Genomic DNA, 20212 nt, shown 5'->3' on the forward strand with positions numbered 1-20212 from the left:
GGCCACCACGCCGTTCGCCCTCTGGATCACCGTCCGCAACCGGCCCGCAACCTACAACCACGCAATCCGGGCAATTCGCTCAAACCGGGCGCCCGCACCCTGCCGCACCCACGACCCGGCGTAGTAGCGAGCGCCTTTGCCACCCGTCCACGGCCCTGCCAAGAATGGCTCGTCGCCAGGCAGCGCCGACGGTCCCTCCGCCGCGCCGCCCGACCCGCCCCGCCGGTTCCGCCGGGGCGCCGCAGCCGTCCGAGGACGGTCGCGTGATGCCGCCCGACGGAAAAGGACCCTCCGCAGTCATGCCGCTCAGCCATGCCCGCCGCAATTCCCTGATCACCGGTGTCGCCACCCTCGTCGTGGCGAGCGCCGCCACCGCCGCCCTGGCGATCCCGCAGGCCGGCGACACGGCCGAGGCCGCCACCCCGGTCGCCGCCGTCTCGGTCGCCGACCAGGCCGCCCGGGCGCCGCAGGCCCCGCAGGCCGACGCCGCGCAGGCCCAAGCGCAGGCCGCCCAGACCCAGGCCGCCCAGACCCAGGCGGACGCCGCCGCGGCCGCGCAGGCCCAGGCCCAGCAGGCCGCCGCCCAGGCGCAGGCCGAGGCCGACGCGAAGGCCCAGGCGGACGCCAAGGCGAAGGCCGACGCCGAGGCCGCCGCGTCGCGCTCCCAGCAGCGCCCGGCCCTCAGCGCCCCCGCCGCGGCCCCCACCGGCACCCCGCAGCAGATCGCCGCCCAGCTCGTGCCCGCCGGCCAGCTCCAGTGCTTCAGCAACATCGTGTCCCACGAGAGCAGCTGGAACCCCCTCGCCGTCAACGCCTCCTCCGGCGCCTACGGCCTCGTCCAGGCCCTCCCCGGCTCCAAGATGGCCTCCGCCGGCTCCGACTGGCGCACCAACCCGGCCACCCAGATCAAGTGGGGCCTGGACTACATGAACTCCCGCTACGGCAGCCCCTGCGGCGCGTGGTCCTTCTGGCAGGCCCACCACTGGTACTAAGCCGAGCATCGGCACCCACGGGCCCGCGGCGCACATCGCGCCGCGGGCCCGTGCCGTTCGGATACGGCCAGGTTTCTGGCGTGGACGCGTCCGGCAGGCGGCGTGAAGATATGGCGCACGGTCGTACGGTTTGCCGGGGATTGGTCCGAATTACGGGGCGTCAGGGCTTTGCCACGGTTCGCGCGCCCTCTTACGCTCCGGCGTCATGCCCTCACCCCTGATCAGTGTCGTGCTCCCCGCTTACGACCAGCACGAACAGCTGGCGGACTGTCTGGACTCGCTGCTCGGCCAGTCCTTCCGGGACCTCGAGGTGATCGTGGTCGCCGACCGCTCCGCCGAGACCCCGCGCGACCTCGTGGACGCGTTCGCGGCGAAGCACCCGCAGGTGTCGGTGCTGCACCTGGACGCGGCGGTCGGGGTGGGCGTGGCGCGCAACGCGGGGGCGGCGCGGGCGGCCGGCGAGTACCTGCTGTTCCTGGACGCCGACCACGTGCTGCCGCCCGACGGGCTCCAGGCGCTCGCCGACCGGCTCGGCGAGACCGGCCCGGTGGACGTCCTGCAGTTCGGGCACACCCGGCTGCACAACGGCCGCGAGTGGGCCGGCGGCGCGGCGCAGCAGCTGGCCGCGGCCGGGGCCGAGGTGTCCGGGCCGTTCGACCGCCCGGAGCTGCTGGGCGCGCCACCGCTGATCTGGGACCGCCTGCTGCGCCGCGACCACTGGACGGAGCTCAAGCTGGCCTTCCCCGACGGCCGGTACGAGGAGGTCCCGGTCGTGTACGAGGCGATGCTCTCCGCGCAGCGGGTGGCCGTCCTGCCGCGCGAGTGCGTGCAACTGCGGCGCCGGGAGACCGTCCACCCGACCGGTTCGCCCGGCGGCAGCGTCTTCGACCTCTTCGACCAGTACGAGCGCACCTTCGCGCTGCTGGAGGACCAGCCGCACCTGTACGCCGTCCGCGACGCGGTGTTCGTCCGGATGATCCGGCACTACCTGTTCGTGTTCGACCTCGCCGGGTGCGTGACGCGCGCCGAGCGGCCGCAGTTCTTCCACCGGGCCGCCGAGCACCACCGCCGCTTCCTGCCGCCCGGGCACAAGAAGCCGGGCGGGCGCGAGGGCGTCAAGTTCGCGCTGCTGGCCGGCGGGGCGTACCCGGCGTTCGAGGTGGCGAAGCTGTCCCACATCGCGCGCGGCACGCTCACGGGGGCCAACCGCCGCAAGTCCTGAGGCCGGGGGCGCGGCCCTCGCGCGGCCACCCCGACGGAGGAACGCGCGGGGTGGCCGGTTCCGCGCGGCGCGTCGAGCTGCCATGATCGGCCGGAGCCGTCGCCGCCCCGCCCCGGAGGTCCCCGGTGAGCCGTCCGTCCGCCGTCCCCGGAGCCGAACTGGCCCGCGAGCTGGCCACCGAGCTGCGCGGCGAGGTCCGCTTCGGCGCCGCCGAGCGCACGGTCTACGGCCACGACGCCTCCAACTACCGCCACCTGCCGCTCGGCGTGGTCAAGCCGGCCGACCTCGACGACGTCCGCACCGCGCTCGCGCTGTGCCGCCGGTACGGGGTGCCGGTGGTGGCCCGCGGGGCGGGCACGAGCATCGGCGGGCAGGCGATCGGGCCGGGCGCGGTGGTGCTGGACTTCCGGCGCCACCTGGGCGCGGTGCTCGACGTCGACCCCGAGACGCGCACGGCACGGGTCCAGCCCGGCGCCGTCCTGGACGACCTCCAGCGCGCCGCCCGCCCGCACGGGCTGCGCTTCGGCCCGGACCCGTCCACGCACAGCCGCTGCACGATCGGCGGCATGATCGGCAACGACGCGTGCGGCTCGCACTCGCTCGCCTGGGGGCGCACCTCCGACAGCGTCGAGCGGCTGGAGCTGCTCCTCGCGGACGGCACCGAGCTGACCGTCGGCGGGCCGCTCACCCCCGCCGACCGCGACGCGCTGCGCGCCCTGCCCGGTCGGGCCGGCCAACTCCACACGCGGCTCCAGGAGTTCAGCGACCGCAACCTCGCGACCATCCGCCAGGGCCTGCCCAGCCCGGCCCGCCTGCCGCGCCGCGGCTCCGGCTACCCACTCGACGCGCTGCTCCCCGAGCACGGCCACGACCTCGCCCGCGCCCTCACCGGCACCGAGGGCACCTGCGCGCTGCTGCTCGGCGCCACCGTCCGGCTCGTCGAGGACCCGCCCGCCCGCGCCCTCGTCGTGGCCGGCTACCCGGACGAGGGCGCCGCCGCCGACGCGATCCCCGCCCTGCTGCCGCTGGGCCCGCTGACCGCCGAGGGCATGGCGGCCGACCTGATCGAGGCCCTCCTCGCCGCGGGCCCCCGTCCGCCCGCGCTCGACCGGCTGCCCGCCGGCGCCTGCTGGCTGTTCCTCGAGGTCGGCGGCACCACCCGCACCGAGGCCTACCAGGCCGCCCGCCGACTCGCCGACGCGGTGCGGCGCGAGCCGTCGGCCGCCGTCGCCCTCGTGACCGACCCCGTCGAGCAGCGGCAGCTGTGGGCCGTCCGCGAGGCGGGCGCCGGGACCGTCACCCGGCTGCCGGGCGGCGGGGAGGCCTGGCCGGGCTGGGAGGACTCCGCCGTCCCGCCCGAGCGGCTCGGCGACTACCTGCGCGACCTCCGCGCGCTGCTGCGCCGGCACAGCCTGCGCGGCGTCCCGTACGGGCACTTCGGCGAGGGCTGCGTGCACCTGCGGATCGACTTCCCGCTCGGCGAGCCCCAAGGGGTGCTGGTCTTCCGGGAGTTCCTGGAGGAAGCGGCCGACCTGGCCGTCTCGTACGGCGGTTCGCTCTCCGGCGAACACGGTGACGGACAGGCCCGTGCCGAGCTCCTGCCGCGCATGTACCGGCCCGAAGTCATCGACCTCTTCCGGGAGTTCAAGCACATCTGGGATCCGGAGAACCTGCTCAACCCGGGAGCCGTCGTCGACCCGCGCCCGCTCGACGCCGACCTGCGCTTCGTCACCGCCCCGCGCCGCGCCCTGCCGCTCGCCCTCCCGTACGAGCAGGACGGCGGCAGCCTCACCAAGGCCGTGCACCGCTGCGTCGGCGTCGCCAAATGCGTCGACCCCACCACCGGGGTGATGTGCCCGAGCTACATGGTCACGAGCGAGGAGCGGCACTCCACCCGGGGCCGGGCCCGGCTGCTCGCCGAGATGCTGCGCGGCGCGGGGACGCCCCCCGGCCACCCCTCCGAGGCCGCCATCACCGACGGCTGGCGCTCGGAGGAGGTCCGGGAGGCGCTGGACCTCTGCCTGGGCTGCAAGGGCTGCGCGAGCGACTGCCCGGTGCACGTCGACATGGCGACGTACCGGACGGAGTTCCTGCACCAGCACTACCGGCATCGCGTCCGCCCGCGCTCCCACTACTCGATGGGCTGGCTGCCGCTCTGGCTGCGCGCCGCCGCCCTCGCCCCCGGCGCCGCCAACGCCCTCGCCCGCTCCCCGGCCGCCACCCTGCTGAAGCGGCTCGGCGGGATCGACCGGCGGCGCGTCCTGCCCGTCCTCCCGCCGGAGACCTTCACCCGCTGGTACCGCCGGCACCGCGCCGCCCACCCGGCGCCGGCGGGCGCACCGCCCGTCCTGCTCTGGCCGGACACCTTCTCCGAGCACCTCCAGCCGAGCGTGGCGCGCTCGGCCGTCGAGGTGCTGGAGCACCTGGGCTTCGACGTCCGCCTGCCCGCCGGCCCGGTCTGCTGCGGCCTCACGTGGTACTCCACCGGTCAACTCGACGCCGCCCGCCGGGCGTTGCGCCGCAGCCTGCGCGCGCTCGACGCGGCCGGCCTGCCCGCCGGCACCCCCGTGGTGGGGCTCGACCCGAGCTGCACCGCCAGCCTGCGCGAGGACCTTCCCCGCCTGCTCGGCCCGGACGGCCACCCGCTCGCCCGACGGACGCTCACCTTCGCCGAGTTCCTCGACGAACACGCCCCCGACGCCCCGCTCCCCCGCATCCCGCGCGACGCCGTCACCCAGACCCACTGCCACCAGCACGCCGTCCTCGGCACCGCCGCCGACCGCCGCGTCGAAGCCCGACTGGCCCTGCACAACCGGGTGCTGGACTCCGGCTGCTGCGGCCTGGCCGGCAACTTCGGCTTCGAGCAGGGCCATTTCGAGATCTCCGAGGCGATCGCCGAACGCGTCCTCCTTCCCGAACTGCGTGCCACCACCCCGGACACGGTGATCCTGGCCGACGGTTTCAGCTGCCGCACCCAGATCACCCAACTCGCCGAAGGCCGACGATCGTTGCACCTGGCCGAACTGATCGCCGAGGCCCTGCGGGAGGCCGGTCTCGCTCGGACCGGCTCCAGCGGCGGATCTACGCCGGGGTTTCCAGTCGGTGGGTACCAGCCGTCAGCGCCCAGATGATGAAGATGTCGATGGCGATCATGACGATGGCCCAGAACGGGTAGTAGGGCAGCCACAGGAAATTGGTGATCATGTTCAGCCCTGCGGCGGTCACACCGAGTATCCGTGCCCACATCGCACCGGTGAAGAGCATGAAGCCCGCCACCACGAGCACGATGCCGAGGATGAGGTGCAGCCAGCCCCAGCCGGTCACGTCGAACTTGTAGACGTAGTTGCCGGTGATGACGTAGCGCTCGTCGTTGACGATGGCGCCGATGCCCTCGAAGATGGCCATCGTTCCGCCGAAGATCATCATGCAGGCCGCGAAGAGGGTCCAGCCGGTGGCGAAGTGCTTCCGGCTGACGCGAGCACCCGCCGGTGCTCCGCTGACGTTGCTGGCCATGTTCGGCTCCTCGGGAATTGAACTGTTGCCCGTACCCGCGGGATGCGGGGGAAGGCTCCCTCCACCAACGTCCCACGACCTCCGCCGGGCTGCTACTCGCGCCCGTTCCCGGCTCCCTACGCCCCGGGCTCGGGAGGTCACGGGGAGCCGAAGCCGATCACTCTCTGTCGGGCAGGGCTATGGCGGTCCACTCGGGCGGCTCACTGTCCATGCGGTCAGCTCGGCGGCTGCCTACGGTCGGACCGGGTGCCTCGGGCGCCCCGGTCTGGCAGACAGCGCAGCCCGAACAACGACACCAGGAGACGGAACCATGTCCACCACCTCGGAAACGCCCGTTCTCGACACTCTCATGGCCATGACCGCGGATTCGCTCGAGCGGTGCGGTCTGGCTCCCGACATGCTGATCCTCACCCGGATCGCGGCGCTGGCGGCGATGGACGCTCCCGCGGTCTCCTACCTCGCGCATCTCGAGCCGGCGATGCGCGAACACATGACCGTGGACCAACTCCAGGACGTGCTGGTCGCGATCGCGCCGATCGTCGGCACCGCCCGGGTGATGTCGGCCGCGACCCACATCACCGAGGCGCTCGGGATCGCCATCGCGGTGGCGGACGCGGGCATCGAGGGCCAGGGCGGCATGTAGCTCGTCGTCGAACCGATGCGAACGCCGCGTCAACTGGTGTGCGGGGAGCCCTCTCCGGACCTCCGGCACACCGGTGGCCGGCGCACCGCTCGGGCCGGGTACCGTCCACGAACACGCGAGAAGAGCCGACGTGAAGCATTTCAAGGGGAAGATTGCTCTCGACATCCGGGAGTCGGTGCCGGACTGGGAGCCGTTCCTGGCGCCGAAGGCACCCGAGGGCGCGCCCAACGTCCTGGTGATCGCGTGGGACGACGTGGGCTACGGCACGATGGACTGCTTCGGCGGCCCGGTGCGGACACCGACGATGACGCGGATCGCGGACATGGGCGTGAAGTACTCGAACTTCCACACCACCGCGCTGTGTTCGCCGACCCGGGCGTCGCTGCTGACCGGCCGCAGTGCCACGTCGAACGGGATGGCGACGATCGCCGAGTTCAGTTCCGGCTTCCCCGGGATCTCCACGCGCATCCCGTTCGAGAACGGCTTGGTCTCCGAGGTCCTGTCCGAGCGCGGCTACAACACGTACTGCGTCGGGAAGTGGCACCTCACCCCCGGTGAGGAGACCAGCATGGCCGCGTACAAGGGGCGTTGGCCGCTGGGCCGGGGCTTCGAGCGGTTCTACGGCTTCCTCGGCGGCGAGTCGAGTTGCTGGTATCCGGACCTGATCCACGACAACCATCCGGTCGAGCCCCCTGCGACTCCGCAGGAGGGTTACCACATCGCGAAGGACCTGTCCGACCAGGCGATCCGCTTCATCCGCGATGCCAAGGTCGTCGACCCGGACAAGCCGTTCTTCCTGTACCTCGCGCTGGATGCCGCCCACGCGCCGCACCACGTCTTCACGGAGTGGGCGGACCGGTACAAGGGGGTGTTCGACCAGGGCTACGAGGCGATCCGCCCGGGGATCCTGCGCCGGCAGAAGGAGCTGGGCATCCTGCCGGAGAACACCGAGCTGTCCCCGATCAACCCGCACGGCGAGCCGGACGCGACCGGCCCGGACGGACAGCCGTGGCCGCGGCTGGACACCGTACGCCCCTGGGACAGCCTCAGCGGTGACGAGCAGCGGCTGTTCACGCGGATGGCGGAGGTCTTCGCCGGCTACGTGTCCTACAGCGACGACCAGCTCGGCCGGGTCATCGACTTCCTCGAGTCCACCGGCGAACTGGAGAACACCATCATCGTGGCCGTCTCCGACAACGGCGGCAGCGGCGAAGGCGGCCCGGACGGGACGTTCAACGAGTGGCGGTTCTTCAACGGGCTGCCCACCCCGACCGAGCTGTCCCTCCAGCACATCGACGAACTCGGCAGCCCGGCCTCCTACAACCACTACAACACCGGCTGGGCGTGGGCGTTCGACACGCCGTTCCCCTACTGGAAGCGCTGGGCCGGCTACGAGGGCGGTGTCGCGGACATGTGCGTGATCGCCTGGCCCGCCGGCATCGAGGCCCGCGGCGAGGTCCGGGAGCAGTACATCCACGCGGTCGACGTCGTCCCCACCCTGTACGACCTGCTCGGCATCGAGCCGCCCGAGGTCATCAAGGGACATCCGCAGAGCCCGATCGAGGGCGAGAGCTTCGCCGCCTCGCTCACCGACCCCGCCGCACCCGGCAAGCAGACCCAGTTCTACGCGATGCTCGGCCAGCGGTCGATCTACCACGACGGCTGGCTCGCCTGCACCGCGCACCCGCCGCTCAGCGGCTGGGGCAAGTTCGAACACGACCGCTGGGAGCTCTACGACCTCGCGAACGACCGCGCCCAGTCCCATGACGTCGCCGCCGACCACCCGGAGAGGATCGAGAAACTCAAGAGCCTCTGGTATTACTACGCCGGCATCTACAACGGGCTCCCCCTCGACGACCGCACCGCCGTGGAGCAGACCCTCGCCGAACGCCCACACGGCACCCCGCCCCGCGAGCACTACGTCTACTACCCCGACTGCGCCGCCGTCCCCGAGCTGTCCGGCGTCGTGATCAGCGGCCGCTCCTACACCATCGCCGCCGGAGTCGACATCGACTCACCCGACGCCGAAGGCGTCCTGTACGCCCACGGCGGCACCGCCGGCGGCCACAGCCTCTACCTCAAGGACCGCCGCCTGCGCTACGCCTTCAACTGGGTCGGCACCCACCTGCAGACCATCGAGGCCGACCGGGAGATCACGCCGGGCAGACACGTGCTGACCGCCGAGTTCGCGCTGACCGGTCGCAGCAGCGACCCGCGCATGCCCGGCGCCGCCGGCACCCTGACCCTCTACGTCGACGACCAGGAGGTCGGCAGCGGCGACATCGTCACCCAGCCCGGATACTTCTGCGTCGTCGGCGACGGCATCTGCGTCGGCCGTGACGGCGCCTCGCCGGTCACCCCCGACTACCAAGGGCCGTTCCCCTTCACCGGCGGCACCATCGACAGGGTCGTGGTCGACGTCTCGGGCGATCGCTTCGTCGACCACGAAGCCGAGGTCCGCGGCTGGTTCGCCATCGACTGAACACCAGCACGGGCGCCGGCGTCCGTGCGCGATCGAAGCCCCGGTGCGGCTGGACCTGCCGATCCGCCGCAGGGTTGCCCCCGCGGACCGGACGGAGCGGGGCGACGCTGCGCGGCGCCGGGTCGCAGAGGTGGAACGGCGTGACCGACCCTGCCTTTCGTCACGTTCCGGCTGTGCGTTGCAGGCCACGCGTCGCCGCCGGTAGTCAGGGTGGTCGCGGTGAGAGGCTGATGGCTGTGGAGGATCCCCCCGTCAACGCCCCGGCTTCCGCGCTGTCCCGCTTCGTACTGCGCGCGGCCCTGGCCGACCCTGCCCACCTGCCCGAACTCCTGGCCAACTTCGCCGTCCACCATCTCGGGCAGCGCGCCGCCGCATCGGTCGCCCGCGCACGCGAAGAGCACCCCGAGGCCGGGGATGCCGAACTGTCCGCCATGGTGATCGCCCGGGGGCGCCGGATCAGCCAGAGCGAGGGCGCGTTCGTGGGCGGCCCGTTCACGGTGCTCGTTCCGTTCGCGTTCTGCACCGCGCTGCTCACACAGAGCCGGATGATGCTGGAACTCGCGGCGGTGACGGGGCGGGAGCCCACCGAGGGCGCGCGGGCGGCCGAGCTGCTGGTGATCCAGGGCGTGTACGGGGACGAGCGGCAGGCCGCCGCCGCACTGGAGGCCGCGGCGGCGGCGCGGCCCGATGCTCCTCCCGGCCGTATTGCCGCCCTCTTGCGGGTCGTGAAGCGGATGGCCCACCTGCTCGGTGTGGTGACCACCGAGCAGCGGCCGGTGTCGACCGCCTCCCGCGTCGGGCGGTGGATCCTGCTCGTCGGGGTGCTTCTGATCGGCCTGGTCGCCCCGCTGGTCTGGCTGCCCTTCCTCGGCTACTCGTACCACAGGGCGGGCCAGGAACTCGGGGAGCGGGCCTGGGCCTACTACCGGGGCGAGGCCACCGCCCGGCCGTCGCAGCCGACCCGGCCCGTGCGGGCCGGGCCCGCACAGGTCGCCGCCGCCCTCAGGACGCTGCTCACGCTGCTGCTGCCGATCGGCGCGGTGCTCCTCGTGGCCGCCACCGACGCCACGCTCGCGGGCAGCCAGTACCCGCTGCTCGCGATCGTCCTGGTCACGCTGTCCACCGGGGTCGGCACGATCTGGTACCTGCGCCGTCGGCACCGGCGCCAGGCGGCGGACTGAGCCGCAGCACCGGGCGCCTCGCGGGGCGGTCGGTCACGCGTGGGCCGGTGGCGGGGATCCGGGGGTTACCGGCCCAGGGCGGGTCCGCGTGCCTCGATGCGGTTCACCCGCGTGGCGTTTCCGCCAGGACGGATGCCGCCGGCGTACCGATGATCGGAGGAACACCTGCCGTCCGCCGAGGGACGGACAGCGCCACCGCCCGGCTCCCGGGGCGGGCCGAGTACCGAGGAGGCGATGCGCATGCCCGCGGACCCTCCCGCGCCTGTCGAGCCGGCGGTGCCCGCCGCGGCGCCGCAGGATCCGTTCGCGATCGTCCGCAGCCGCAGCTACGTCGCGTTGCTGGTGATGGCGGCGGTGCTGGGCGCTCCGATCTCGGCCGCCGCGTACGGCTTCCTCGCCCTCGTCTCCGAACTCCAGTCCCTGGTCTTCGACGACCTGCCCAAGGGCCTCGGCTTCCACGGCACACCGGATTGGTGGGCCGTGCCCGTGCTCGCCGTCTCCGGCGTCCTGGTCGCCCTCACCATCCGGTACCTCCCCGGCCGGGGCGGGCACGAGCCGGCCGACGGCCTCAAGACCGGCGGCACCCCGTCGGTGGCCACGGTCCCCGGTGTCGCCCTGGCCGCGATCGCCTCGCTCAGCCTCGGCGTCGTCCTCGGCCCGGAGGCCCCGCTGATCGCCCTCGGGGGCGGTCTGGCCGTCGGCGCGATCCGACTGCTCAAACGCGGTACCCCGCCCAACGCCCTCGCCGTGATCGGCGCCGCGGGCAGCTTCGCGGCGATCAGCGAACTCCTCGGGTCGCCCGTCCTCGGCGCGTTCCTGCTGATGGAGGCCTCCGGCCTGGGCGGGCCGATGCTCGGCGTCGTCCTGGTGCCCGGCCTGCTCGCCGCCGGCATCGGCTCGCTGATCTTCACCGGCCTCGACTCCTGGACCGGCCTGGGCACCTACTCCCTGTCGCTGGCGCAGGTGCCACCCCCCGACCGGCCCACCATCGCCGCGTTCGGCTGGGCGATCGTCGTGGGCCTGGCCGCCCCGGTCCTCGGCGAAGCGATCCGCCGCGCGGCCTTGCGCCTGCGCCCGCACGTCCAGCGGCGCAGACTGCCGCTCACCGCCCTGACGGGCGCGTTCATCGGCGCACTCGCCCTGCTCTACAGCACGATCACCGATAAACCGATCTCCGGAGTGCTCTTCTCGGGCGAGACCACCCTCGGCCCCCTCCTGGCCGACCATGCCACCTACTCGGTCGGCACCCTGCTGCTCCTCGTCGTGCTCAAGTCGCTCGCCTACAGCGCCTCGCTCAGCGCCTTCCGCGGCGGTCCCGTCTTCCCGGCCCTGTTCGTCGGCGGCGCGGGCGGCCTGGCCATGTCCCACCTGCCCGGCCTGGACGTCACCACGGGCTTCGCCATCGGGCTGGGCGCGCTGAGCGTCGCCATGCTCAGACTCCCGATGACCTGCGTCCTCCTGGCCACCCTGCTGCTCGGCTCCCAGGGGCTGACCGTGATGCCACTGGTCATCGTCGCGGTGGTGGTCGCCTACGTGGGGACCCTGCGCCTCGCACGACGGAGCGCCCCGGCCACCGCCGAACCCGAGCCCACGGGGGCACCCGCCTCGTGACGGGATCGGTCCACGGCCCGCTTCCCGGCCGTCAGCCCGAGGAGCCCGGCCCGGCTGTGCCGTCGTCGGTTCCCGCAACGCCGGGAGGCGGGACGATGTCGGTGAAGGCCGGCCGGTTGCTCCGGTCGAGTCCCACGTTGACGGCACCCAGAATCACGCGAGCGGCGACGCCGACGAACACCAGGTCCCCGAGCATCTGCAGGACGACCAGCGCTCGGGCCGCCTCGTCCGTGGGAACGATGTCGCCGAAGCCGACGGTGGAGAACACCGTCACCGTGAAGTACACGGCGTCCATCCGTGACAGCGGCTGGGTGAACGATACGGACTGGCTCCGTGCCATGAGGTAGTAGGCGGCCGCGAACAGAAGGATGAACAGCGGGACGCTCGTGGCCAGCGCCTCGACGGCTTTGAGCCTCGGGTACGGAGATCGGACGATCGACCGCGTCTGCCACACGACGAGAGCGCCCACCACGAGCAGACCGCCGATGAGGCCGAGCGCCGTCGCGGCCCCGAAAGGGCGGTCCAGCGGCAGCAGGAAGTACGCCGCCACCAGGACGGCCGCAGTCAGCGACGACCGCGTCAGAGCCCACAGCAGGACGACGGGGCGCCTGCGTCCGGTCGTGCCCTCCGACGGCGACGGTCTCCCCGCCCCCGTTCCCATCAGCTACCGGTCCACAGCGACAGCCCGTCGATCCTCATGGAAGCCAGCATGCCGACTCCGGCCCATTTCCCCGGGTCATGGGCCGGTGTGTTCCCGCCCATTCCGCCGGTCGGTCGGCAGGCTGCTCGACGTCCGGCACACGGTCCCCGCGGACACGCGTCACGCGTCCGCCCTGGGCGCCTCCTCCGCGCACACCGCCGACACGAACTCCGCCACCCGCGCCTGCGGCATCCCGCGCGCGATGTCCGCCTCGCTGATCATCCCGACGAGCTTGTGCTCGGGGTGGTTGATCACCGGCAGGCGGCGCACCCGGTACTGCTCCATCACGCGCAGCACCTGCTCGGTGTCCTCGTCCGCCTCCACCGTCATCGGCCGGCCCTCGGCCAGCTCGCCCGCCGTCACCGCGGACGGGTCGCGGCCCTCCGCGATGCACTTGAGCACGATGTCGCGGTCGGTGACGATGCCCAGCAGCTTCTCGTTCTCGCCGCAGATGGGCAGTGCCCCGACGCCCTGGTCCCGCATGATCCGGGCGGCGGTGGCGAGCGTCTCGTGCTCGCGGATGCACTCCGCGCCCGGGTGCATGATGTCGCTGGCTCTGGTCATGGTCCGCCTCCCTGACGTGCCTGCCGTCCCCGTTGTCCATCGTGGTCCGGGCGGCCGACGGTCGCCACCGGGGCGGCCCGCCGGGCTCCCGCAGACTGCTCTCAGGCCGCTTCCCCGTGCTCGGCCTGCTGGTCGGCCGGGTCGGCGCCCTTCAGCGGCGAGTGGTCCAGCACCTCGTCCAGCGAAGGGAGTTCGATCTCCGGCTGGTCCTCGTCGAGCTCGGCCTGCGCGCTGCCGTCCTCCAGGCCGGACTCCTCCGCGGCCTTCGCCCCGGCCGCGCTCGCAGCGGCCGCCAGGAGGTTGCGCTGCTGGACCTCCGTCGCACTCTCCAGGAACCTCAGCAGTTCGACCGGGAACGGCAGCACCAGGGTGGAGTTCTTCTCCGCCGCCACCTCCACCACGGTCTGCAGCAGCCGCAGTTGGAGCGCCGACGGGGTCTTGCTCATCACCCTGGCCGCCTCCGACAACCGCTCCGACGCCTGGTACTCGCCGTCCGCCGTGATGATCCGCGCCCGGCGCTCGCGCTCGGCCTCCGCCTGCCGGGCGATCGAGCGCTTCATCGACTCCGGCAGGGCGACGTCCTTGATCTCCACCCGGTCGATCTGGATGCCCCAGCCCAGCGCCGGACTGTCGATCATCAACTCCAGGCCCTGGTTGATCGGTTCCCGGTTGGCCAGCAGGTCGTCGAGCTCGCTCTTGCCGATGATCGACCGCAGCGAGGTCTGCGCGACCTGGGAGATCGCGAAGTTGTAGTCCTGCACGTTGACGGTCGCCTTGACCGGGTCCTCGACGCGGAAGTAGACCACCGCGTCCACCCGCACGGTCACGTTGTCGCGGGTGATGCCCTCCTGCGCCGGGATCGGCATCGTCACGATCTGGACGTTGACCTTGCGCAGCTTGTCCGCGATCGGCATCAGCGCGACCAGTCCCGGCCGGCGCACCTCCTCGCGCACCTTGCCGAAGCGGAACACCACGCCCTTCTGGAACTGCTGGACCACCCTGATGCTCAGGGCCGCCCAGACCGCCCCCAGCCCCACCAGACCCCCGATCGCCCCCAGCACCGCATCGACGATCATCGCGGCCTCCTCGCGCACCAGTCAGCCCCGGCCGTCGCCGACCCGAACCGACCGCGGCCGCCGGAGCAGATGATTCAACGCTACGCCTGCCCGGCCACCGCCGGACCGAAAGTCCGGGGCCGCCTAGGATCGTCGCCATGCCGCTGTCCCCCGCCGACGACCCCGGCCACCCGCGCCACCCCGCCGAGGCCGCCGCCCGCGCCACCGCAATGGCCGCCCTGGACCGCGTCGTCACCGGCTGCCGCGCCTGCCCGCGCCTGGTCGAGTGGCGCGAACAGAGCGCCCGCACCAAGCGCCGCGCCTACCTGGACTGGGACTACTGGGCCCGCCCCATCCCCGGCTTCGGCCCGCCCGACGCCCCGCTGGTCCTCCTCGGCCTGGCCCCCGCCGCCCACGGCGCCAACCGCACCGGCCGCATCTTCACCGGCGACCCCTCCGGCGACCTCCTGTACGCGGCCCTGTACGAGCTCGGGCTCGCCAACCGCCCGGAGTCCGTCCGCCACGGCGACGGCCTGGAGCTGTACGGCGTCCGCGTCACCGACCCGGTGCGCTGCGCCCCGCCCGACAACAAGCCGACCACCGCCGAGCGCGACACCTGCCGCCCCTGGATCACCCGCGAACTGGAGCTCCTGCGCCCCACCGTGCGGACGGTCGTCGCCCTCGGCGGCTTCGCCTGGCAGGCCCTGCTCCCGGCCGTGGCCGCCGCCGGCTGGGAGGTCCCGCGGCCACGCCCCGCGTTCGGCCACGCCGCCCACGTCGTCCTGCCCGCCACCGACGGCGGCCCGCCGCTCCACCTCTACGGCTGCTACCACGTGAGCCCCCGCAACACGAACACCGGCCGCCTCACGACCGGGATGCTCCACGACCTGCTCCGCACCGCCGCCCGCACCGCCGGTCTGAACCCGAACGGGCCGCCGACGGGGCTGTGACGGCGGGCGTGTGACCGCGGGCCCCGCGTGCGGACGGGCCCTAGCCGAAGCGCGCCAGCTCGCGCCGCGACGCCCGCGCCCACACCGCCGGCAGGCGGTCGCGGGCCGCCTCGGCCGCCGCCAGCTGTCCGCCGTACAGCACCCCCAACGCGAACAGCTCGCCGCCCGCCGCCGCCCGGCCGGCCAGGGCGGCGGCGGCCACGGCCGCGTCCTGGTGTTCGCCCAGCACCTCCTGCACGGCCTTCAGCCGCTCCACGTACCGGTCCGCCGCCCGGCCCACCACCGGGGCGGCGGTCTCGCCCGCGTAGCGGGCGCGCTTGGCGGCCTTGCGGGCCTCGTGCAGGGCGCTGTCGCGCTCCTCGGGGCCCGCTGCCAGGGCGGCCCGCACCCGGCGGCCGGTGCGCCGCTGCTCCCTGGCCGCGATGCGTGACAACTCGGGCACGGCCGGGCGGCGGGCCCGGCGGCGCAGCGGCGGGGCGGCCAGGAGGTCGGCCAGTCCGGCGGCGAGGGCGCGGCGGCGGGGGCTGTCGAGAGCGGCCACCACCTCGGGCCGGACCCGGCGGTACTCGGCCCCGGCCCACCGTTCCAGCTCCGCGGCCACCCGTTGCGGGCCGCACTCGGCGGGCAGCTCCCGGGCGCGGGCCGCGAGCCGTTCGGCCAGGACCTCGCGGTCGCGCGCGCGGCCGAGGGCGGCGGCCAGCCACCTCAGCTCGGCCACCAGTTCGTCCGTGGCGCCGGTCGCGAAGAGGCGCCGGTACGTCCGCAGCGCGCTGCGCAGACGCCGACAGGCGACCCGCATCCGGTGGACCGCGTCCGGCTCGTCCGCGCGGACGGCGTCGTCGAGGCCGGCGAGCACAGCGGCCTGGCTCTCGATGCGGGCGAGCAGGACCTGTCCGACCGTGGCCTCGGGCCGGGCCATGGGCCTTCACCCCCTCGTCGGAGCCGCCGCCCGTCCAGGGAGGCGAAACGCCTTCCAGGCTAGTCCGCCGGCCCCGGTTGTCCACTGGGCGTCCACGGTCCGTACACCGTGGGCGACCGCGCGGCGCACCCCCGGGACGGGCCGCCACCGCCTCTCCGGAGGCACCGTCTCCGCCCGGGCCTCGTGCCGGGTGTAAGGGCCGTGACATACTCCCGGACGTGATGACGTCCACCAGTGCGACCAGGGCCCTGCGGGCCGCGGTGTTCACCGCGCTCGCCGTGCCGCTGTCCGCGCTGGGCCAGGTCGTCATCACGGGTCGCCCGCTGCCGCTCACACTGGTGGCCGCCGCGACCGCCGTCGTCTTCCTGGTGTCGGCCGCGCTGGCCGGCGGGGAGCGGCGGCTGCTGCACATCTCCGGCGTGATGGTGCCGGTGGAACTGCTGCTCAACACGACGTTCAACCTCGGCCAGACCGGCTGCGGCCCGATCCTGAGCGAGCACATGCCCGCGCACGGCATGAACCTGCTGGTGTGCGGGGGCGGTTCGGTGGACGGCTCGTTGCTGTCCGGGCCGCTCGGGCACGACGGGCCGTTCGCGCCCGCCGCGACCCAACTGCTGGTCCTGCTGGTCCACGTGGTGATCGCGCTGGCCGCCGCCGCCTGGCTGCGGCTGGGTGACGCCGCCCTGACCGGGCTGGCCCGCGCGCTGCGCGCCCTGCGCCAGTCAGTGGCCGCGCCGCTGCGGGCGCTGCTCCTGTTGCTGGTCCCGGCCCCAGAGCGCCCGGTGCTGCGGGTGCCGCTGCCGGTGTCCGACCACGAACGTCCCCGCCGCGAGGACGTCGTCCTCAGCCCCGCGCCCCGGCGCGGCCCGCCGGCCTTCGCGCCGGCCTGCTGACCCCGTTCCCCCGGCCGCAGGCCCGGCGCACGACTCCCGCGTTCACGTAAACCCGCCCCTCGGCACGCCCTCACGAGGCACGCCCTCACGAGGCACGCCTCCACGAGGCCCGAGCGAGGCATCCCGCGCGCACCCGCGCGCCGCGTACAGGAGTTGACTCCCATGGCCCAGGCCAACAGCAAGCAGTCCCAGCGCATCAGCGCCCGCGAGCGGATCCAGGAGGCGCAGCGCCGCGAGCAGGCGGCCGCCAAGCGCCGTCAGCGCATCGTCATCGCCGTCGCGTCCGTCGTCGTGCTCGCCATCGCGGGCGGCGGCGCGCTCGCGGTCAGCTCCGCCAAGAAGGACAAGGAGACGTCCGCCGGGGCCGGCGCGCCGACCGCGTTGGTCGTGCCCGCGAACGCCTCCGGTCAGGACGGCACCGTGATCACCTACGGCAAGGCCGACGCCCCGCACACGATGGAGATCTACGAGGACTTCCGCTGCCCGGTGTGCAAGCACTTCGAGGCGGCCAACGGCGAGACGGTCAAGCAGCTCACCGCGGACGGCCAGATCAAGGTCGAGTTCCACCTGGCCGCGTTCCTGGACAAGGCCCTCGGCGGCAAGGGCTCGCGCACCGCGCTGGCCGCCGCCGGCGCCGCCCTCAACGAGGGCGTGGACAAGTTCAAGGCGTTCCACGACGTGCTCTACAAGAACCAGCCCGACGAGCGCACCGACACCTTCGGCGACACCGACAAGATCCTGGAGCTGGCCGACCAGGTGCCGGGCCTGAAGACGGACGCCTTCGTGAAGGCCGTCAACGAGAAGACCTACGCGCCGTGGGCGGCGAAGGTCGCGGACGCGTTCAACGACAGCGGGGTGCAGGGCACGCCGACGGTGAAGGTCGACGGCAAGCCGATCACGCTGTTCTCGGGCCAGAACCCGGCCACTGCGGACCAGTTCACCGCGCAGGTCAAGCAGGCCGCGGGCCTGTAGCGAGCTCCACCGGCCCGGCCGAATCCCGGCCGGGCCGGTCCCCTCCCAGCCACCGGAGTGTGCTGCCATGACCGCCTCTGCCTCCGTGCACGTGCCCCGCCCCGCCGCCGGCCCCGCCCCCGGTGCCGCCACGATCGGCTCGGGCCGGGCGCTCGCGCTGCTCCTGTTCGTCGGCGGGCTGATCGGGCTGGCGGCCTCCGCCGTCCTGACCTTCGACAAGCTCCGCATCCTGGAGAACCCGTCGTACGTCCCGACCTGCAACATCAACCCGGTGATCAGCTGCGGCTCGGTGATGCGCACCGAGCAGGCGGGGGTGTTCGGCTTCCCGAACCCGCTGATCGGGCTGGCCGCCTTCGGTGCGCTGGCGGCGATCGGCGCGGGGCTGCTGGCCGGCGCCGGGTACCGCCGCTGGTTCTGGCTGGGCCTCCAGGGCGGGACGTTCCTGGGCGTGGTCTTCGTGCACTGGCTGATCGACCAGGCGCTGTACGAGATCGGCGCGCTGTGCCCGTACTGCATGGTGGTCTGGGCGACGGTCGTGACGCTGTTCTGGTACACGATGCTGCACAACCTGCGCACGGGCGTGATCCCCGTCGGGCCACGGCTGCGCACGGTCGTGCGGGAGGCGGCGCGCTACCACTGGGCGCTGCCGGTGCTGTGGGCGGCGGTGATCGCGCTGCTGATCCTCAACCGGTTCTGGTACTACTGGAGCACGCTCGTCTGACCGTCGGCCAAGACGAGTCCGGCCACGGCGAGTCCGGCCACGGGGAGTCCGGCCACGGGGAGTCCGGCCAAGAACAGTCCGGCCAGGGCGAGTTCAGCCGAGGTAGCCCGTCGAGTGCAGCAGCCCGGTGAGCCCGCTGCGCCTGGCGTCCAGGGCTCGGGTGAGCCGCCGGGCCGCGTTCGGGTGGAGCAGCGCGGCCGCCCGGGCCTGGGGGAAGAAGCCGTACTCGGCGATCTCCTCGGCCTGGCAGCGGATTTCGGCCGCAGCGTCGAGGATCCCGCCGTCGAACATGAACTGGACGGCGGGATGGGCGTGTTCGCGCTGCTTGGGGATCGGGTCGCGCCACTCGACGACGACCAGTTGCAGTTCGTGGTCGAGCACGAGCCCCGTCTCCTCGCGCAGTTCGCGGGCGGCGCACTCGGCCGGGCCCTCGCCGGGGTCCATGCAGCCGCCGGGGAAGAGCCAGTGGGCACGGTAGATCGGCTTCAGGAGGAGGACGTTGCCCATGCCGTCGGTGAGCAGGACGCTGCAGCCGACGTAGGCGCGCACCATGCGCGCGAGCCATTCCCCCTCCGAGAGCTGCCAGGTCTCCGTCATCGCGACTCCTCCGCCACACCCGTCCCTGGTGGCCCACTCTGCCGCAGGTTCCGTTCCGGGAGCGGTGGTTCGTGCGAGATCCACCCGATCGGGTGGCGCGGGGGCCTCAGCCGAAGACGGACCGTCGGAAGGCGTTGCGAAGGTCGGTGAGCGGCTGGACCCCGCGGTCGTAGTGGACCTTGTTGGTGAGCAGCACCGCCCAGCGCCCGAGCCGGCGGGAGATCCAGATGCCGGTGCCGGTGAACCCGTAGTGGACGAAGGTGCCGTCGGCCGGGTCGGTGCCGGGGGCGCAGAGCCAGGAGAGGCCGCGGACGGGGGCGAGTCCACCGGTCTGTTCGCGCAGGGACTCGGCGATCCACGGTTCGCCCCAGGAGAGTCCCGGTGGCGGGTCGAGCAGGGCGGTGAGGAAGAGACCGAGGTCGCGGGCGGTGGAGAAGGCGCCCGCGTTGCCGGAAACGCCGCCGAGGAGGCGCGCGGAGGGGTCGTGGACGACGCCGCGCAGGTGGGCTCCGAGGGCCTCGTCGTACTCGGTGGGCGCGGTGTGGGCGGTGTCGCCGGGGCCCAGCGGCCCGTAGTGGGTGTCGGCCATGCCCAGCGGCCGCCAGGTCCAGCGGGCGGCGAGCTCGTCGAGCCGGGCGGCGCCGAGGTGTTCGACGAGGTGACCGAGGAGCACCGCGGCACGGTCGGTGTACTCGACGGCGGTGCCCGGCGCGCGGTGCAGCGGGGCGGCGATGACGCCGGACCGGATCGCGACGAGGTCCCGCCCGTAGAGCTGCTCGAAGTTCGTCCGCGGCAGCAAGCCTGCGGTGTGAGAAAGGAGTTGACGTGCCGTCACCTCACCGGCCGGCTGCCCGGCGGCGTCCGGCCAGTAGTGCCCCAGGGGTTCGTCGAGCGGGAGCCGGCCGGCCTGCCACAGCACCCCGGCGCACGGCCAGAGTGCGACGATCTTGGTGAGGCTGGCGAGGTCGTACCGGGTGTCAGGACCGGGCGAGAGCCGCGCGTACGGCCCCCGCCCGAGCGGGCCGTGGGCGCCGCGGCCGACCGTCCCGCCGGCGTCGCCGACGGCCCAGACCGCCCCCACCCCGACCCCGCGCGCGCCGGCGCGGACCAGCCGGTCCAGTTCCCCGCCCGGCGCGGCCAGCGCGCGGAGCCGGTCGGGCGCCGGTGCTTGGTGACTCATCCGTCCCCCTGAACGTG

At 73.6% G+C, this 20212-nt stretch carries 18 protein-coding genes; 11 read left to right on the forward strand and 7 right to left on the reverse strand.

What is annotated here, in order from left to right; all coding sequences use genetic code 11:
* Positions 1 to 299: 299 nt before the first annotated feature.
* From PUR71_RS25975 to PUR71_RS25985, 3 genes are all read left to right on the forward strand, one after another.
* Positions 300 to 992: a transglycosylase SLT domain-containing protein gene (locus PUR71_RS25975; RefSeq protein ID WP_329929530.1), complete on the forward strand. Its 693-nt coding sequence runs from the start codon at positions 300 to 302 to the stop codon at positions 990 to 992.
* 205 nt (positions 993 to 1197) lie between these two features.
* On the forward strand, positions 1198 to 2214 hold the full coding sequence (locus PUR71_RS25980; RefSeq protein ID WP_329929531.1) for a glycosyltransferase family 2 protein: 1017 nt from the start codon (positions 1198 to 1200) through the stop codon (positions 2212 to 2214).
* A 125-nt stretch (positions 2215 to 2339) separates the two neighbouring features.
* Entirely contained in the window at positions 2340 to 5345 is a 3006-nt protein-coding gene (locus PUR71_RS25985) for an FAD-binding and (Fe-S)-binding domain-containing protein (protein WP_329929532.1), read from the forward strand.
* Here the strand turns inward: PUR71_RS25985 and PUR71_RS25990 are convergent.
* Positions 5296 to 5727 carry a DUF7144 family membrane protein gene (locus PUR71_RS25990; protein ID WP_329929533.1) on the reverse strand — a complete coding sequence of 144 codons (432 nt, stop codon included), beginning with the start codon at positions 5725 to 5727 and terminating at the stop codon, positions 5296 to 5298. The two genes, PUR71_RS25985 and PUR71_RS25990, sit on opposite strands and share 50 nt — an antisense overlap.
* Before the next feature lie 310 nt (positions 5728 to 6037).
* Between PUR71_RS25990 and PUR71_RS25995 the strand changes: the two genes are divergently transcribed.
* The 4 genes from PUR71_RS25995 to PUR71_RS26010 all read left to right on the forward strand — a co-directional run bounded on the left by PUR71_RS25995 (position 6038) and on the right by PUR71_RS26010 (position 11644).
* The gene (locus PUR71_RS25995; protein ID WP_329929534.1) at positions 6038 to 6370 is read left to right on the forward strand and encodes a carboxymuconolactone decarboxylase family protein; all 333 of its coding nucleotides are present in this window, start codon (positions 6038 to 6040) and stop codon (positions 6368 to 6370) included.
* Positions 6371 to 6500: 130 nt separating this feature from the next.
* Positions 6501 to 8852, forward strand: a complete 2352-nt coding sequence (locus PUR71_RS26000; RefSeq protein ID WP_329929535.1) for an arylsulfatase — start codon at positions 6501 to 6503, stop codon at positions 8850 to 8852.
* 236 nt (positions 8853 to 9088) lie between these two features.
* Positions 9089 to 10033 (forward strand): hypothetical protein, encoded by a 945-nt coding sequence (locus tag PUR71_RS26005; protein WP_329929536.1) that lies wholly within the window; start codon positions 9089 to 9091, stop codon positions 10031 to 10033.
* A 240-nt stretch (positions 10034 to 10273) separates the two neighbouring features.
* Complete coding sequence (locus PUR71_RS26010; protein ID WP_329929537.1) at positions 10274 to 11644, forward strand: chloride channel protein; 1371 nt, start codon at positions 10274 to 10276, stop codon at positions 11642 to 11644.
* Between the two features lie 31 nt (positions 11645 to 11675).
* Here PUR71_RS26010 and PUR71_RS26015 read toward each other — a convergent pair whose 3' ends face one another.
* From PUR71_RS26015 to PUR71_RS26025, 3 genes are all read right to left on the reverse strand, one after another.
* Positions 11676 to 12194 (reverse strand): potassium channel family protein, encoded by a 519-nt coding sequence (locus PUR71_RS26015; protein ID WP_329929538.1) that lies wholly within the window; start codon positions 12192 to 12194, stop codon positions 11676 to 11678.
* A gap of 270 nt (positions 12195 to 12464) precedes the next feature.
* Positions 12465 to 12908 (reverse strand): CBS domain-containing protein, encoded by a 444-nt coding sequence (locus PUR71_RS26020; protein WP_329929539.1) that lies wholly within the window; start codon positions 12906 to 12908, stop codon positions 12465 to 12467.
* Positions 12909 to 13009: 101 nt separating this feature from the next.
* The gene (locus PUR71_RS26025) at positions 13010 to 13984 is read right to left on the reverse strand and encodes a slipin family protein (protein WP_329929540.1); all 975 of its coding nucleotides are present in this window, start codon (positions 13982 to 13984) and stop codon (positions 13010 to 13012) included.
* Between the two features lie 209 nt (positions 13985 to 14193).
* Between PUR71_RS26025 and PUR71_RS26030 the strand changes: the two genes are divergently transcribed.
* Positions 14194 to 14913, forward strand: a complete 720-nt coding sequence (locus PUR71_RS26030; RefSeq protein ID WP_329929666.1) for a uracil-DNA glycosylase — start codon at positions 14194 to 14196, stop codon at positions 14911 to 14913.
* 40 nt (positions 14914 to 14953) lie between these two features.
* On the opposite strand, the gene PUR71_RS26035 is transcribed toward PUR71_RS26030, so the two are convergent.
* Entirely contained in the window at positions 14954 to 15832 is an 879-nt protein-coding gene (locus PUR71_RS26035; RefSeq protein WP_329929541.1) for a CHAD domain-containing protein, read from the reverse strand.
* 221 nt (positions 15833 to 16053) lie between these two features.
* Here PUR71_RS26035 and PUR71_RS26040 point away from each other — a divergent pair, with 221 nt between their 5' ends.
* The 3 genes from PUR71_RS26040 to PUR71_RS26050 all read left to right on the forward strand — a co-directional run bounded on the left by PUR71_RS26040 (position 16054) and on the right by PUR71_RS26050 (position 18418).
* Positions 16054 to 16725 (forward strand): hypothetical protein, encoded by a 672-nt coding sequence (locus tag PUR71_RS26040; RefSeq protein ID WP_329929542.1) that lies wholly within the window; start codon positions 16054 to 16056, stop codon positions 16723 to 16725.
* Between the two features lie 162 nt (positions 16726 to 16887).
* Positions 16888 to 17697, forward strand: coding sequence for a DsbA family protein (locus PUR71_RS26045; protein ID WP_329929543.1), 810 nt, complete (start codon positions 16888 to 16890; stop codon positions 17695 to 17697).
* Between the two features lie 67 nt (positions 17698 to 17764).
* Positions 17765 to 18418: a vitamin K epoxide reductase family protein gene (locus tag PUR71_RS26050; RefSeq protein WP_329929544.1), complete on the forward strand. Its 654-nt coding sequence runs from the start codon at positions 17765 to 17767 to the stop codon at positions 18416 to 18418.
* A 93-nt stretch (positions 18419 to 18511) separates the two neighbouring features.
* Here the strand turns inward: PUR71_RS26050 and PUR71_RS26055 are convergent, their stop codons facing one another.
* Positions 18512 to 19015 (reverse strand): NUDIX hydrolase, encoded by a 504-nt coding sequence (locus PUR71_RS26055; RefSeq protein ID WP_329929545.1) that lies wholly within the window; start codon positions 19013 to 19015, stop codon positions 18512 to 18514.
* Between the two features lie 106 nt (positions 19016 to 19121).
* Entirely contained in the window at positions 19122 to 20195 is a 1074-nt protein-coding gene (locus PUR71_RS26060) for a serine hydrolase domain-containing protein (RefSeq protein ID WP_329929546.1), read from the reverse strand.
* Positions 20196 to 20212 lie beyond the last annotated feature (17 nt).

It is taken from the genome of Streptomyces sp. SP17BM10 (assembly GCF_036322405.1).
Classification (GTDB): domain Bacteria; phylum Actinomycetota; class Actinomycetes; order Streptomycetales; family Streptomycetaceae; genus Kitasatospora.